At 67.8% G+C, this 15,591-nt stretch carries 14 protein-coding genes; 8 read left to right on the forward strand and 6 right to left on the reverse strand.

Annotated elements, in window-relative coordinates:
• Nucleotides 1-73: 73 nt before the first annotated feature.
• From AC1DZY_RS03135 to AC1DZY_RS03150, 4 genes are all read left to right on the forward strand, one after another.
• On the forward strand, nt 74-1,321 hold the full coding sequence (locus AC1DZY_RS03135) for an aminopeptidase (RefSeq protein ID WP_476818590.1): 1,248 nt from the start codon (nt 74-76) through the stop codon (nt 1,319-1,321).
• Nucleotides 1,322-1,353: 32 nt separating this feature from the next.
• The gene (locus AC1DZY_RS03140; protein ID WP_476818591.1) at nt 1,354-2,607 is read left to right on the forward strand and encodes an MFS transporter; all 1,254 of its coding nucleotides are present in this window, start codon (nt 1,354-1,356) and stop codon (nt 2,605-2,607) included.
• Nucleotides 2,608-2,752: 145 nt separating this feature from the next.
• Nucleotides 2,753-3,037, forward strand: coding sequence for a type II toxin-antitoxin system RelE/ParE family toxin (locus tag AC1DZY_RS03145; protein ID WP_476818592.1), 285 nt, complete (start codon nt 2,753-2,755; stop codon nt 3,035-3,037).
• A gap of 10 nt (nt 3,038-3,047) precedes the next feature.
• Nucleotides 3,048-3,344: a HigA family addiction module antitoxin gene (locus AC1DZY_RS03150; RefSeq protein ID WP_476818593.1), complete on the forward strand. Its 297-nt coding sequence runs from the start codon at nt 3,048-3,050 to the stop codon at nt 3,342-3,344.
• A gap of 39 nt (nt 3,345-3,383) precedes the next feature.
• Here AC1DZY_RS03150 and acs read toward each other — a convergent pair whose 3' ends face one another.
• A complete protein-coding gene (acs, locus tag AC1DZY_RS03155; RefSeq protein WP_476818594.1) occupies nt 3,384-5,327 on the reverse strand; it encodes an acetate--CoA ligase in 1,944 nt (647 codons plus the stop codon).
• Nucleotides 5,328-5,575: 248 nt separating this feature from the next.
• On the opposite strand from acs, the gene AC1DZY_RS03160 reads away from it, so the two are divergent.
• Nucleotides 5,576-6,796 (forward strand): DUF2235 domain-containing protein, encoded by a 1,221-nt coding sequence (locus tag AC1DZY_RS03160; RefSeq protein WP_476818595.1) that lies wholly within the window; start codon nt 5,576-5,578, stop codon nt 6,794-6,796.
• Nucleotides 6,797-6,930: 134 nt separating this feature from the next.
• Here AC1DZY_RS03160 and AC1DZY_RS03165 read toward each other — a convergent pair whose 3' ends face one another.
• From AC1DZY_RS03165 to tsaD, 4 genes are read right to left on the reverse strand one after another with little or no spacing between them, the layout of a single operon-like run.
• Entirely contained in the window at nt 6,931-7,338 is a 408-nt protein-coding gene (locus tag AC1DZY_RS03165; protein WP_476818596.1) for an EVE domain-containing protein, read from the reverse strand.
• Nucleotides 7,339-7,348: 10 nt separating this feature from the next.
• Complete coding sequence (locus AC1DZY_RS03170) at nt 7,349-7,687, reverse strand: hypothetical protein (protein WP_476818597.1); 339 nt, start codon at nt 7,685-7,687, stop codon at nt 7,349-7,351.
• Between the two features lie 12 nt (nt 7,688-7,699).
• Entirely contained in the window at nt 7,700-8,698 is a 999-nt protein-coding gene (locus AC1DZY_RS03175; protein WP_476818598.1) for an NAD(P)H-dependent glycerol-3-phosphate dehydrogenase, read from the reverse strand.
• Nucleotides 8,695-9,798: a tRNA (adenosine(37)-N6)-threonylcarbamoyltransferase complex transferase subunit TsaD gene (tsaD, locus tag AC1DZY_RS03180; RefSeq protein WP_476818599.1), complete on the reverse strand. Its 1,104-nt coding sequence runs from the start codon at nt 9,796-9,798 to the stop codon at nt 8,695-8,697. Before tsaD ends, AC1DZY_RS03175 begins: the two co-directional genes overlap by 4 nt.
• Nucleotides 9,799-9,990: 192 nt before the next feature.
• Between tsaD and hemC the strand changes: the two genes are divergently transcribed.
• Genes hemC through AC1DZY_RS03195 form a run of 3 tightly spaced genes read left to right on the forward strand, consistent with a single transcriptional unit; the run spans nt 9,991 to nt 14,665 of the window.
• The gene (gene hemC / locus AC1DZY_RS03185; protein ID WP_476818600.1) at nt 9,991-10,941 is read left to right on the forward strand and encodes a hydroxymethylbilane synthase; all 951 of its coding nucleotides are present in this window, start codon (nt 9,991-9,993) and stop codon (nt 10,939-10,941) included.
• Entirely contained in the window at nt 10,938-12,986 is a 2,049-nt protein-coding gene (locus AC1DZY_RS03190) for a uroporphyrinogen-III synthase (protein ID WP_476818601.1), read from the forward strand. The genes hemC and AC1DZY_RS03190 overlap by 4 nt, the downstream gene beginning before the upstream one ends.
• 17 nt (nt 12,987-13,003) lie before the next feature.
• Entirely contained in the window at nt 13,004-14,665 is a 1,662-nt protein-coding gene (locus AC1DZY_RS03195) for a heme biosynthesis HemY N-terminal domain-containing protein (protein WP_476818602.1), read from the forward strand.
• A gap of 6 nt (nt 14,666-14,671) precedes the next feature.
• On the opposite strand, the gene AC1DZY_RS03200 is transcribed toward AC1DZY_RS03195, so the two are convergent.
• Nucleotides 14,672-15,562, reverse strand: a complete 891-nt coding sequence (locus tag AC1DZY_RS03200; protein ID WP_476818603.1) for a LysR family transcriptional regulator — start codon at nt 15,560-15,562, stop codon at nt 14,672-14,674.
• Nucleotides 15,563-15,591: the final 29 nt, after the last annotated feature.

The raw sequence follows: 15,591 nt of genomic DNA on the forward strand, positions 1-15,591 counted from the left end.
GACCGGGTTGACCCCGCCGGGATTTCGGCGAGCAATGCGTCCCTTCCGACGAATCCCAACCGGCTTGCTGACCATGACCCTGCACAAGACCTCTCCGATCGATTCAGCCAGGCTCGACCGTCTCGCCGAAGTCGCCATCAAGGTCGGCCTCAATCTCCAGCCGGGCCAGGACCTTTTCCTGACGGCTCCGGTCGCTGCCCTGCCGCTGGTCCGGCGCGTCGCCGAGCACGCCTACAGGGCTGGCGCCGGGCTGGTGACGCCGATGTTCTCCGACGAGGAGACGACGCTGGCCCGCTACAGGTTTGGCCATGACGCGAGCTTCGACCGCGCCGCGGGCTGGCTCTATGAGGGCGTGGCGAAGGCCTTCGCCGGCAACACCGCGCGTCTCGCCATCGTCGGCGACGACCCGATGCTGTTGTCGGAGCAGGATCCGCAGAAGGTCGGCCGCGCCAGCAAGGCGAATTCGCTGGGCTACAGGCCGGCTCTGGAGAAGATCGTCGGCTTCGACATCAACTGGAACATCCTGGCCTACCCGACGCCATCATGGGCGCGGCTGGTCTTTCCCGACGATTCCGAGGAGATCGCGGTCGGCAAGCTCGCCGACGCCATCTTCGCCGCCTCCCGCGTCGATCGCGACGACCCCGTCGCCGCCTGGGCCGCGCATAACGAAACGCTGCGCAGCCGGACGCAATGGCTCAACGGCCAGCGTTTCTCGAGCCTGCACTATACCGGGCCCGGCACGGACCTGACGATCGGGCTTGCTGACGGCCATGAATGGCAGGGCGGGGCTTCGACGGCGAAGAACGGCGTGACCTGCAACGCCAATATCCCGACCGAAGAGGTCTTCACCACGCCTCACGCTTTGCGCGTCGAGGGCCATGTCCGCTCCACCAAGCCGCTCTCGTATCAGGGCACGCTGATCACGGAGATCGCGGTGCGGTTCGAGGCCGGCCGCATCGTCGAGGCCAACGCCACGCGCGGCGCGGCGGTGCTCGGCAAGGTGCTCGACACCGACGAGGGCGCGCGCCGGCTCGGCGAGGTCGCGCTGGTGCCCCACTCCTCGCCGATCTCGAAGAGCGGCCTCCTGTTCTTCAACACGCTGTTCGACGAGAACGCCGCCTGCCACATCGCGCTCGGCCAGTGCTACGCCAAATGCTTCCTCGACGGCACGAAGCTGACGCCTGAGCAGATCGCGACCCAGGGCGGTAACAGCAGCCTGATTCATATCGACTGGATGATCGGCTCGCACGAGATCGACATCGACGGCGTCCGCGAGGACGGCAGCCGGCTGCCCGTATTCCGCAAGGGCGAATGGGCGTGAGCATGGGCTAGGCCCTGCGCGAGGAGGACGAGTTGCCCGACGCCGACGCAGCGCCGAAGTCAGCTCCCGGCGGATCGGTGGCGGCGCTTGGCGCCATCGTCGCCGGCGCGCTGATCCTGCAGATCGCCGGCACGATCGTGAACACGGTCGTGCCGTTGCGCATGGCGCTGGCGGGTCAGCCGCCGATCCTGATCGGCCTCGTCGGCTCGGCCTATTCCGTCGGCTTCCTCGCCGGCTGCTTCTGGATTCCAGCCCTGATCCGGCGCATCGGGCATATTCGCGGCTTTGCCGTCTTTGCAGCCCTGCAGGCTGCGGCGACGCTGAGCTTCCCGATGATCCCGGAAGCCTGGTGGGGCGTCACGAGGCTGCTCATGGGCCTGTCGGCGGCAGGCCACGCGATCTGCATCGAAAGCTGGATCAGCGGTCAGGCGACGGGCAGCAATCGCGGCCGCATCTTCGGCCTCTACCAGATCCTCAACCGCGGCGCGCTGATCGGCTCGCAGCTCGGCATGGGCTACGTCGCGCTTCAGGCGCAGGACATCTTCCTGTTCGCCAGCATGGCGTTCTCGATCGCGTTGATTCCGGTCGGGTTGACGCGGGCGCGCGGGCCGGAATCAAGCGCGGTGATTTCGGTCGGCCTCGCCACGGTCTGGCGTCAGGCTCCGGCTGCGGTCGTGGGCTGCCTCTATGTCGGCCTGATGGGCGGAACCCTGACCAATGTCGCGCCAGCCTATGGTATCCTGATCGGCCTCGATCAGCGCTCGGCCATCCTGCTGACGGCGGGTATCCAGATTGGCGCGCTGCTGACGCAATGGCCGATGAGCCTCCTGGCCGACCGGGTCGCCAGTCGCATCATCATGCTGGCCTCGATCAGCATCGTCACCGTGACCGCCGGCGTGCTGACTGCGCTCGTCAATTTCGGCCAGACCCAGGACCTGCTGACGCTGTTTGCCCTGTTTGCCGTGATCGGCGGCTGCAGCGTCTCGCTCTACACGGTCGCGGTCACCCATGCCTTCTTCCGGCTCGGGCGCGAGCATGCTGTCGGGCTCTCGGCCAGGCTTCTGTTTTTATGGGGCGTCGGCTCGGCCATCGGCCCCGTCGCCGCGACCCTGTTCATGCAGGTCCTCGGGCCACAGGGGCTGCTTTCCTATCTCATGCTGCTGTCGCTGGGGGTCGCCGCCTATCTGGCGCTGCGGATCAAGCAAAAGCCCTCGCCCGCGATCATCGAGGCCGAGGGCGGCGCCAAGCCGCCGACGATGCCGGATATCGAGCTGGGCAAGCGGTAGCAGCTAAGCTTAGCCATCAGCCGGTGGCGCAGGCGGGTTGCCGCTCTCGTGCAATCAAGAGAATCTCGGGAGAGGCCGTGCCGAGCTATCATTGCAAAATGTATCACACCGCGATACATGGCATGCTAGGATTTGGGCGAAGAGCATGGCGATAAAGAGCTTCAGGGATGCGAGACTCGAGGCGATCCTCGAACGTCGAGTTCCCAAGGGCTTTCCGGCCGACTTGATATCCGTAACGCGACGAAAGCTCGTCATGCTGGACAGTGCACTGACACTAACCGATCTGAGGTTGCCGCCGGCCAACCGGCTTGAAGCTCTAAAGGGCAATCGATCCGGTCAACATTCTATCCGCGTGAATGACCAGTTCCGAATTTGCTTTCGTTGGGTCGGAGACGCGCCTACCGGCGTTGAATTCGTCAACTACCATTGAGGCGATGATCATGACCAAGATAGCCCCTGTCCATCCCGGCGAAATCCTGCGCGAGGAGTTTCTCGTGCCTCTCGATCTATCGTCCGGAGCGGTCGCGCGCGCGATCGGGGTCCCGCGAACGCGGATCGAAAGGCTCGCACAGGAGCAAGTCGACCTGACCCCGGACACAGCCGTTCGTCTGGCGCGTTTTTTTGGAACGAGCGCGGAGTTCTGGATGGCGATCCAGAGCCGCTACGCCCTGGAGCGTGCAATCGACTTTATCGGGGAAAGTCTTCTGCGGATCGAGCCAATGAAAAAGGCGAGTTGACTCGTCAGCCAAGAAGCCGCGGATAGCTCCGCAACCCACTTACCCCGCCCGCTTGTTCTGCCGATTGGCGATGAGATCGTCGACCACGGCCGGGTCGGCCAGCGTCGAGGTGTCGCCCAGCGCTCCGAACTCGTCTTCGGCGATCTTGCGCAGGATGCGGCGCATGATCTTGCCCGAGCGCGTCTTGGGCAGGCCGGGCGAGAACTGGATCAGGTCCGGCGAGGCGATCGGCCCGATCTCCTTGCGGACATGGGCGACAAGCTCCTTGCGCAGCGCCTCGCTCGGCTTCTCGCCAGTCATCAGCGTGACATAGGCGTAGATGCCCTGCCCCTTGATGTCGTGGGGGTAGCCGACGACGGCAGCCTCCGAGACTTTTGGATGCGCGACCAGCGCCGACTCGACCTCGGCCGTGCCCATGCGGTGGCCCGAGACGTTGATCACGTCGTCGACCCGGCCGGTGATCCAGTAATAGCCGTCGGCATCGCGCCGGCAGCCGTCGCCCGTGAAATACTTGTTCGGATAGGTCGCGAAATAGGTCTCCTCGAAGCGCTTGTGGTCGCCGTAGACCGTGCGCATCTGGCCGGGCCAGCTCTCGGCGATGACGAGATTGCCCTCCGCCGCGCCGAGCAGAACCTTGCCTTCGGCATCGACCAGTTCGGGCTTGACGCCGAAGAAGGGCCGCGTCGCCGAGCCGGGCTTCAGCCTGGTCGCGCCCGGCAGCGGCGTGATCAGGATGCCGCCGGTCTCGGTCTGCCACCAGGTGTCGACGATTGGGCAGCGCCTGTCGCCAACGACGCGGTGATACCACTCCCAGGCCTCCGGATTGATCGGCTCGCCGACCGAGCCGAGCAGCCGCAGCGACTTGCGCTTGGTCTTCTTCACCGGGGCCTCGCCCGCGCCCATCAGCGAGCGGATCGCGGTCGGGGCGGTGTAGAAGGTATTGACCTTGTGCTTGTCGACGACGTCCCAGAAACGCGAGATCGTCGGATAGGTCGGGATGCCCTCGAACATCAGCGTGGTCGCGCCGTTGGCGAGTGGCCCGTAGACGATATAGCTGTGGCCGGTGACCCAGCCGACATCGGCGGTGCACCAGTAGATCTCGCCGTCATGGTAGTCGAAGACGTATTGATGCGTCATCGAGGCGTAGACGAGGTAGCCGCCAGTGGTGTGCAGCACGCCCTTGGGCTGGCCGGTCGAGCCCGAGGTGTAGAGGATGAAGAGCGGATCCTCCGCCTTCATCTCGACGGGCGGGCAATGGCCCGAAACCTTCGCCGCTTCCTCGTGATACCAGACGTCGCGACCCTCTTTCATGGTCACCTCGCCGCCGGTGCGCCTGATCACGATGACGGTCTTGACCGGCGCCTTTTCGGCCGCCGCATCGACATTGACCTTGAGCGGAACCTTGCGCCCGCCGCGCAGGCCCTCATCGGCGGTGATGACGACGTCCGAGGTCGCGCCCGCGATGCGGCCCGACAGCGAATCCGGCGAGAAGCCGCCGAACACGATCGAATGCACCGCCCCGATGCGCGCGCAGGCCAGCATCGCATAGGCGGCCTCGGGGATCATCGGCATGTAGATCGTGACCCGGTCGCCCTTCTTGACGCCCTTGGCCTTCAGCACGTTGGCGAACTTGCAGACCTCCGTGTAGAGCTGCCCGTAAGTGATCTTCTTCGACTCGGACGGGTCGTCGCCTTCCCAGATGATGGCGGTCTGCTTGGCCCGCGTCGCCAGATGCCGATCGACGCAGTTGTACGAGACGTTGGTGGTGCCGTCCTCATACCATTTGATCGAGACCTTGCCGGGCTTGTAGCTGGCGTTGCGAACCTTCGTGTAGGGCTTGAACCAGTCGATCCGCAGGCCCTGCTCGCCCCAGAATTTGTCGGGATCCTTGATCGAGGCCGCATACATCTTCTTGTACTTGGCGTCGTTCAACCAGGCCTTCTTGGCCCATGCGGCCGGCACGTCATAAATCGTCTCGGACATCGAAGGCGTCTCCCCGGACATCGACCGTCTCGGTCGGCCCAAACCTGCCGCGGTTCGGCGCGAGGCCCTGCAAACGGCCCGCTCCTCCGCGTCTTGCGAATTGCGCGCATCATAAGGTCCGGGCGCGACGCGGCAAGGCAAAGCGCCTCGCACTTTCGAGGTAGAGCCGACGCGGTAAAACCCGAGCCGGAGCCAATCCCCGGTTGCAACGTCATTATGCTACGATGCGCCATCGACGGGAGGCTGAGATGGGCAAGAACATCGTCTTCTTTTGCAACGGCACCGGCAACGTCAAGGATTACGGCCCGGACACCAATGTCGAGTTGCTGTTCAACCGCACGCTGAGCGAGGACGGCCCGAACTCCCGCCAGGTCGCAGCCTATGAAGATGGCGTCGGCATCGAGTTCGGCGACCTGATCGGCAAGGCCTTCGGGCAGGGCATCTCCCGGAACATCAAGGACGGCTACGACTTCATCGCAAAACACTATGACCCCGGCGATCGCATCTTCCTGTTCGGCTTCAGCCGGGGCGCCTACACCGCCCGCAGCATCGGCGGGATGCTCGGCCGGGTCGGGCTGCCGGCGCGCGTGCAGAAGGACGGGTCGGATCTGCGCAGTGATGACAAGGCTCGCGCGGACCTGGTCGACCGGGCCTATGACATCTACAAGATCGCGGACAAGGAAGAACGCCTGCGTCAGGCGGCCGAATTCCGCGATACATACGCCTATCCCGAGCACAGGGAAGACGCCGCCCGCGCCCCTTACCTGATCGGCGTCTGGGATACCGTGCGTTCGCTCGGCATTCCGCTGGGCTTGCGCGACTATGAACTGGCGCTCTGGCCGAATCGCTTCCACGACCACGACCTCAACCCGCATGTCGCGCACGCCTATCACGCGCTCGCCATCGACGAGGAGCGCCAGCAATTCCTGCCGACGATCTGGAACGAACCGACCGAAGCCGAAAAGGCCGCATTTAAGGCCGGACGGCCCAACCCGCAGCATTTCGAGCAGGTCTGGTTTCCCGGCGTGCATTCGGATGTCGGTGGCGGCTATCCCGAGCGCGACCTCGCCAATGTCACGCTGCGCTGGATGATCGAGCGCGCGGCTGGAGCCGGGCTCCTGTTCAAGCCGCCCTACGACGCTGATCCGGCAGGCGACCTGCCGACCTCGACGCCCGAGGGCGAGGTCCACGATTCAAGGCCGGACTGGAAGACGAAGTTCCTTTATCCGCGCCAGCCCCGGCAGGTCGTCAGAGGCCATCAGGAGCCCGATCGCAAGGAGATCACCGACAGCATCGGGCCGGGCCGGCTCGACCACAGCTGGCTCGACCGGCTCGTGTGCTGGCATGGCACGGACGCAGCCTACGGGCCCGAAAGCCTGAGCCCGCATCCCGACTATCGAACAGCGCTCCAACAACTCGGCGCTGGGCAGAACCCGCCTCCGGGGCCGTTTCCGGATACGGATGGATAAGCGGCAACCCGTCATTCCGGGCGAAGCGAAGCGTAGACCCGGAGTCCATCGTAAGGCGGCATCGCTCGATGATGGATTCCGGATCGGCGCGGCTTCGCCGCTTGTCCGGAGTGACGGCGAGGTTCGAGCGGCAGCTAGAGCCCGCCCATCTCGCAGACGAGCTTCCACTCCGCATCCGTGACCGGCTGCACAGAGAGCCGGAAGGATGTGACCAGCGCCATCTTGGCGAGCCTTGGCTCGGCCTTGACCTGAGCCAGCGTCACCGGCTTGGGCAGCGGCTTCACCGCCTTGAAATCGACCAGCACCCAGGGCTCGCCCGGAATCCAGTTATAGGCCTCCTTGATGACTTCGACGATGCCGACGACCTCGAGGCCCTCGTTGGAGTGATAGAAGAAGACCTGATCGCCCGGCTTCATCGCGATCAGGTTGAGCTTGGCGGTGTGGTTCTTCACCCCGTCCCAATGCGTGCCCTCAGGGCCTGCGGCGACCTGCTGGTCCCAGGACCATTTCGACGGTTCGGATTTGATCAGCCAATGCGCCATGGTCGCTCTCTCAGTCCTCTTTGTCGTCGTCGGCCGGGAGCGGCTGCGGCGGTTTCGACGCCGCCTGCCCCTGTTCGTTCCAGAACCGCACCATCTCGCGCGTCAGCGCCGCGTAATCCTGCGGGTCGAGCTCGACCCTGACCTCGCCCTCGCCGAAAGGCAGGATCAGCACGAAGCGATGCGTGTCCTCGGCCCGCCTGCGACGATGCTGGATCACCGGGCCGGCCGGAACACGGCCCGCCAGCGCCACCGGCAGGCTCTCGGCCACGAGCTCCGAGCCGGTGGTCTTGCGAACCTCGGCAATGCCGCGCGCCACGCGCTTCGTCAGATCGGACCAGTCGCCGGACATTTCGGTCTCTCCTCACAGTTCCGCGCGGATCGGCCGCGCCAGCAGCCCCGCCACCGCTTCACGCACGCCGCTGCGCCCAGCGATGATCTCTGCGACCGCTCCGGCGATCGGCATCTCCAGGCCCTGCGCCAGCGCCATCCGCACCAGCGCCGGCGCGGTGAACGCTCCCTCGGCGAGCTTCCCGCCCGACGCCTCCGCGACAGGGCGGCCTTGTCCCAGCGCCAGTCCGAACGAAAAATTGCGCGACTGCACGGAGGCGCAACTGAGCACGACATCGCCCAGCCCCGATAGCCCCATCAGCGTCTCGGGCGTAGCGCCATGGGCCTCGCCGAAACGCCGCAACTCGGCAAAGCCGCGCGCCACCAGCGCCGCGCGCGCGCTCTCGCCGAACCCAAGTCCGATTACGATTCCCGCAGCGATCGCGAGCACGTTCTTGGCTGCGCCGCCGATCTCGACGCCGCGCGGATCGCCGCTGTGGTAGATTCGAAAGGCCGAGGAGGTCAGCGCCTGCGCCAGCCCTTCGGCCAGACCGGCGTCCTGCGCCGCCAACGTCACGGCGGTCGGTAGCCCACGCCCGATATCGGTCGCAAAGCTCGGACCCGAGAGGATCGCCGCCGGCGAGCCAGGCCAGGCCTCGCCGATCACCTGCGTTGCAAACAGCCCGGTCGCCTGCTCGATGCCCTTGGCGGCGGACACGAGCGGACGGCCCACGGGTAGCGCCTGCGCCAGCAGCCCGCAAACGCTTCGCAGCGACTGGGTCGGCACCGCAACGACGAGCGCCGAGACCGATGCGAGATCGGCGATCGACGTTGTCGGCATGATCATCTCCGGCATCGTCACGCCCGGCAGATGCGGCGTCTCGCGCGTCGTCCTGATCGCCGCGACCGTGGCGGGATCGCGCGCCCAGAACAGCACCTCCCGCCCCGCCCTTGCCGCCGCCAGCGCCAGCGCCGCACCATAGGAACCGCCGCCGACGATGCCGATGGTCGCGAAATCCGCAGCCCCGCTCATCCTTCGGCCTTGATCTCTTGGGTCTCACCGTTCTGGGGGCCGCGATCGTCGCCTTTGACGGCCTGCGCCCTGATCTCATCGAGCGGCCAGCGCGGCCGCGCCACTGCGCTCATGTCGTCGATCAGCCCGAGGCGCAGCCGCTCCAGCCCGGCCCATGCGATCATCGCGCCATTGTCTCCGCATAGCGCCAATGGCGGCGCGACCATCGGCAGCCCGGCCTCGGTCGCAAGCCGGGTCAGGCCGCGCCGGATCGGCTGATTGGCCGCAACGCCCCCGGCCACGACCAGCGCGGACGGCGTGATGCCGGCTGCCCGACAGGCACGCAGACCCGCCCGCGTCCGGTCGACCATGACATCGACGACGGCAGCCTGGAACGAAGCGCAGAGATCGGCGACATCGCGGTCCGACAGAGGCGCGATACGCTCGGCCACCAACCTGACAGCCGTCTTGAGGCCCGAGAGCGAGAAATCGGGATTGGGCCGCCCGTTCATCGGGCGCGGGAAATCGAAGCGCTCGGGATCACCCTTTTCCGCCTCGCGCTCGACCGAGGGACCGCCGGGATAGGGCAGCCCGAACATTTTGGCGATCTTGTCGAAGGCCTCGCCGACCGCGTCGTCGATCGTGCCGCCGAGCTTGAGATAGTCGCCGACGCCGCGCACGGCGAGCAACTGCGTATGCCCGCCCGAGACCAGCAGCAGCAGGTAAGGAAAAGCCAGACTGTCGGTCAGCCGCGCCGTCAACGCATGCGCCTCAAGATGATTGACCGCGATGAAGGGCTTGCCCGTGACCAGAGCGATCGCCTTGCCCGTAGTCAGCCCGACCATGACGCCGCCGACCAGCCCCGGCCCGGCGGCCGCCGCGACCGCGTCGATCTCGGCCGGCCTGAGCCCTGCATTGGCGAAGGCGCGCGCCACGATCCGGTCGATCGCCTCGACATGGGCGCGCGCCGCGATCTCCGGCACGACGCCGCCGTAGGCCGCATGTGCGGCGATCTGACTCAGCACCTCGTTGGACAGGATCGTCGCCTCGCCGGAGTGCGCGACACCGACGATTGCGGCCGCGGTCTCGTCACAAGTCGTCTCTATGCCCAGAACACGCATGATCGGTCGGTCAGGTCTCGCGAGGGGATGAACGGGTGCTGGGACGACAGGAAAACGCGCCGACGGTTTCCCACCGGCAATTCCTTCGTATAGTGCGCGAGCAAGCATAAGGCCAAGGGGCAGGCGCACCGCCCCGGCAACCGGGCCAGAACGCCGGCCGAAAGGCCGTTTTGGGGGAAAGATCGCAGACCTATGAGCGGGACTTCAGCTTCGCATGTTCACCGCGCCGCCGGGCGCTTCGTTATCGGCACGCGCGGCAGCCCGCTGGCGCGCGCCCAGGCGCATGAATTCGCCGGCCGGATGGCGACCGCCCATGGCTGGGACGCCGGAGAGCTGCCGCTCGACATCATCAAGACCACCGGCGACGCAATCCAGGACCGGCCCTTGTCGGAGGCCGGCGGAAAAGGCCTCTTTACCAAGGAAATCGATGCAGCCCAGCTCGGGCAGCGCATCGACTACGCGATCCATTCGGCCAAGGACCTGCCGACCGCCCTGCCCGACGGCCTCGTCATCGCCGGCTACCTGCCGCGCGAGGATGTTCGCGACGCGCTGATCGCACGCGACGCAGCGACCATTCTCGATCTGCCGAAGAACGCCGTCGTCGGCTCGGCGTCGCTGCGCCGGCAGGCGATGCTGCGACGTCTGCGACCCGATCTGGAGATCGTGCTGCTGCGCGGCAATGTCGGCACCCGCCTCGACAAGATTGCGCGCGGCGATCTCGACGCAACCCTGCTCGCCTTTGCCGGGCTGAAGCGACTCGGCCTCGCCGACAAGGTCAGCGGCGTGCTGTCGATCGAGGATTTCCTGCCCGCGGTTGGCCAGGGCGCGATCGCAGTGGTGGTCCGCGAGCGCGACGAGGCGGCGACGGAGGCGCTGGCGCCGATCCTGTGCCGCGACACCGGCATCGCTCTGGCCGCCGAACGCGCCCTCCTGACCGAGCTCGACGGCTCCTGCCGGACGCCGATCGCAGGCCACGCCACTGTGGCCGACGGCAAGTTCCGGCTGCGTGGCCTGCTGCTCTCTCCCGATGGCAGCGCTGTCGCGGAAGACGATATGTCGGGCCCGGTCGGCGACGCCGCCGCGCTTGGCGCTGAACTTGGACGGCGCTTGCGCGTTCGTGCTCCGCACGGGATTTATGCATGAGCGTGATCGAGGCGAGAGGAAACCGTATGCGCATTCTGCTGCTCCGACCCCTGGCCGATGCGCAGCGCAGCGCGCGCGCCGTCGCGGCCCGTGGCAACGAGCCCGTCGTCGCGCCGCTGTTCGAGATCGTGCCCTCGGCAGAGACCGCGCCAGCCGGACCGTTCTCGGCCGTGGTCCTGACCAGCGGCAATGCAGTTCCAGCGCTCTCGGGCGCACCCGCCGAATGGCGCGATCTGCCGGTGTTCACAGTGGGCGCACGCACCGCCACCAAGGCCCGCGACGCCGGCTTCGGGGATGCTCGCAGCGCCGATGGCGACCGCAACGACCTGATCGACCTGATCGGGCGCAATCTGCCGCCGCCGGCGAAGCTGCTCCTGATCGTTGGCAAGGACCGGCACGAGGACGTGCCGCAACGGCTGCGCGAGGCCGGCTACGAGGTCGTGCTCTGGGAGGCCTATGCCGCGCAGGCCGTCGCCATCCTGCCGAAGGAAGCCGCGATCGCGCTCAGTGCCGGCGGCGCCGATGCCGTCCTGCACTATTCGCGGCGCGGGGCGGAAACCTTCGTGGCTTTGACCCGCGCCGTGCATCTCACCGACGAGGCGCTGGCGCTGACCCATGTCGCGCTCTCGGCAGACGTCGCCGCGCCCCTGATCGCGGCTGGCGCCGACACCGTGCTGGTGGCCGAATTCCCCGAGGAAGCGGGCATGCTCGCCGCCCTCGACGAGATTTCCGCACGAAACCGGATCGCGACACCGCTGCCACCGACTGGCGAGATCGCAGATGCGCCAGCCGCCGAGATCTCTGTCGCGGTCGATGGAGATGCTGCAAGCGAGTCGCCGGCGCAGGGGAAACGGCGCGCGGCAGGCCAGCGCGGTTCCCACCGCACGCCGCCAACCATAGACGGTCAGATCGAGACGGCAACGACCGAACCGGCGCAGGCGACAACAGCGACTGAATCCGCCTCCGAAACCGTTCTGCCGACCGAAGCGCTGCCGCAGGAATTTGCCGCGCCGGAGGCCCCTCCCCCCATCATGTCCAGCTCGGCCGCGCCAGACACCTCTCCATCCGAGCCTGCAATGGCCGCCATCGCCGCCCAAGAGACAAAGCCTCGGCTGCACTGGCCAGCGCTGGCGCTGGCCGGCATCGTCGGCGGCGTGATCGGCGCGGGACTCGTCATGCTCGCGCTGAGCCGGGCGACGCCGGCTGTCAGCTCGACCGAGATCGCCGAACTGCGCAGCCGGATCGACGGGCTGCAGGGCGCGGCGACCGCACTCGACGGCAAGACCACGGCCGCCGCGGCAGCAGCAGCCAAGGCGAGCGCCGACGCACAGGCTGCCGGAGCCCGCGCGACGGAACTGGCCAGCGCCCAGCGCGCGCAGGCGCCCGATTCCGCCGCGCTCGCCGGCCTGAGCACGCAGGTCCAGCGCGCGGAGGCTGCCGCCACCGCCATCGGCCAGCGCCTCGACCAGACAACCGCGCGTATCGGCAGCGTCGAGACCCTGGCGAAGACCGCCGCCAGCCCGAGCGCCCAGTCGCTCGCCGCGGCCCGCATCGTGCTGTCAGAGCGGATCCAGAGCGCGATAGCCTCGGGCCAGCCTTTCGCCGGCGATGTCGCTGCGCTTTCGAAGGGCGGCGCAGCGCCGGAGCAACTCGCCGCGCTGAACGCGGTTGCCGCCACCGGCGCGCCGACACGCGACGCGCTGCTGGCGCAGTTTCGCGGCCAGCGCGCGATGTTTGCGCGCGAACTGACGCCCGCGACCGCAAGCTGGCAGGACAAGGTGCTGGGGCTCGCCAGCCGCATCGTGACGATCCGTCCGGTCGGCGACACCGGCGCCAACGACCCGGCGACATTGCTGATCCGGTTCGAGAATGCGATTTCGACCGGAAGCATCGGCGCGGCGGCCGGTTTGTGGGGGCAGTTGCCCGAGCCCGCGCGCCGCACCAGCGCCGATTTCGGGACAAGCCTGCAGAAGCGCGCGGCGGCAGATGCAGCCATCGCAAAAATCGCGCAGGATGCCGTCGCCGCGCTCGGCGCGGCAGGCTGACTTAAGGACAGAGGTCTATGGTTCGCGTTCTGCTCTACCTCTTCGTCTTCGCCTGTCTCGCGGTCGGCGCGGTCTGGCTCGCCGATCGACCAGGCGAAGTCTCCGTCCTCTGGCAGGGCTACCGCATCGAGACGAGTGTCGCGATCGCCGCGATCGGCGTCGTCGTGCTGGCGATGGTGGCGATGCTGCTCTGGGGGTTGGCGCGCTTCGTTCTGGGCCTGCCGACAGCATTCAGTTTCGCCTCGCGGGCACGACGCCGTGCGCGCGGCTTCGAGGCCGTCTCGCGCGGCATGGTCGCGATCGGCGCGGGCGACCCCATAGCGGCCGGCCGCCACGCACTCGATGCGCGCCGTTTCGCCGGGAACGAGCCGCTGACTCTGCTGCTGGAGGCGCAGGCCGCTCAGCTCTCGGGCGATCGCGGCCGGGCCGAGGCCGCCTTCAAGGCGATGCTCGACAAACCGGAGACCCGCGTGCTCGGCCTGCGCGGCCTCTTCGTCGAGGCCAAGCGTCGCGGCGACATGACCGCCGCGCGCGCCTTCGCCGATGACGCCGTGCGCCGCTCGCCCTCGCTCGCCTGGGCCAACGACGCCCTGCTCGATTTCCACACCAGCGCCGGCGACTGGCAGGCGGCCCGCACCGCCGTCGAGCGCCGCGCTGCCCTGCGGCTGGCCGAGAAGACCGAAGCGCGCCGCCAGCGCGCGGTCCTGCTCGCCGCCGAAGCACTGCAGGCGCGCGGCAACGAACCGGAAAAGGCGCTCGCAGCCGCGCTCGAAGCCGTCAAGCTCGCCCCCAGCCTGACGCCCGCCGCCGTTCTCGCCGGCCGCATGCTCTCGGAGCGCGGCGATGTGCGCAAGGCAGCGAAGATCCTCGAGACCGCATGGAAGGAGGTCTCGCATCCCGACATCGCCGCCGCTTATCTCGATGTCCGCCCCGGCGACAGCGCCCAGGACCGGCTCGCCCGGGCGACGACGCTGGCGCGGCTGCGCCCGGCCGACCCCGAAGGCGTGCTGGCGCTCGCGGGTGCTGCGATCCACGCCCGTGATTTCGCCCTTGCCCGCACGACGCTGAAGCCGATCCTCGCCGGCGGCGCCTCCGTGCGCGCCTGTCTGCTGATGGCGGAACTTGAAGAGGCCGAGCACGGTTCGGCCGGGCGCGTCAGGGAATGGCTCTCGCGGGCGACGCGCGCGCCGCGCGACGCCGCCTGGGTCGCCGATGGGCTCGTCTCCGACCAGTGGATGCCCGTCTCGCCGATCTCCGGCCGTCTCGACGCCTTCGTCTGGACTGTGCCGCCCGCGACGCTCGGCAGCCGCGCTCCTGCACTCGACGACGTCCTCGCCGATCTCGACGATTCCACGCCGCTGATCGAGGCGCGCGCCGAGCCCGAGCCGCCGGAGCCTGCAAGGGCGCCGGTCGTCGTTCCCGCCAAGCCTGCCGAAAAGCCCGCCGCGATCATCATCGAGCCTCCACCCGAGCCGGCAAAGCCAGCGGAACCGCCGGCAGCCCCGCCAGCACCAGTCAAACCCGAACCGAAGCCCGAGATGAAGACGCTCAACGGCGACGCCGCGCCCCGCGAGGCGCGGCCGGTGATCTTCCCGGTCTCGCATGCGCCCGACGATCCCGGTCCGGAGGAGACACCGCCGGTCGAGGACAAAAAAGCCAAGTTCCGCATCTTCGGCTGAAGAAGCTCAGTTCGCGGTCCAACGCCTCAGCCCTTCGGCGAGCGCGTCGAACGCCAGCCGCACGGGGCGGCTGGCGCGCTGGTCTTCATGCATGACGAGCCATGTCTCCAGCTTGAAATTGAGCTGCCCGGCCAGTACCGGCTTGAGTTCCGGATGGCGAGCAGCGAGGCCATGCTGGCAGGCGCCGATGCCCAGACCGGCGCGAATGGCGGCGAATTGCGCCAGGTCGTTGTCCGAGCGGACGCTGAATATCTCCCGGGTCAGCGCTATCACGCCTTGAGCCAGCGCCCGGGCCGAACGGTCCTCGCGGTCGAAGCCGATGACGTGGAAACGCGGCAGCGCCTCGATCGTCTCGGGCACGCCGTGGCGGGCGATGTAGCGTTCATGGGCGAACAGGCCAAGCCTGACCTCACCGATCTTCTGCGCCGTCAGCGCGCCTTGCGTCGGTCTGAGCATGCGCACCGCGATGTCGGCGTCACGCCGCAACAGATCATCGGTACGGTTGCTCAAGACGAGTTCGATCACGAGCCGGGGATGCGCCTCCTGCAAGCCCGCCAGGATCGGCGGCAGCACTTCCGCCCCCATGATCTCGCTGGCGGTAATCCGCACCGTGCCGCCATCATCGTCGCGCGTACTGTCGGCGCTGCGGCGCAGCGCAGCTGCCGCCGCCTCCATCGCCTCGACCTGGGGGACGAGCGCCAGCGCGGCGACGGTGGGTTTCAGCCCGCCCTGCGAGCGTGTGAACAGCGGCAGGCCGAGCACGTCCTCCAGCGCCTCGATATGCCGCCCGAGCGTCGGCTGCGTCGCCCCAAGTTGCCTCGCCGCGCCCGACAGGCTGCCCAGCCGGACCACGGCGAGGAAGGAGCGGTAGAGATCCCATGAAACATCGAAAGCCATACGAAAACGTATAGATGACCCACAAGATA

This window comes from Allobosea sp. P2_A10, from assembly GCF_056405115.1.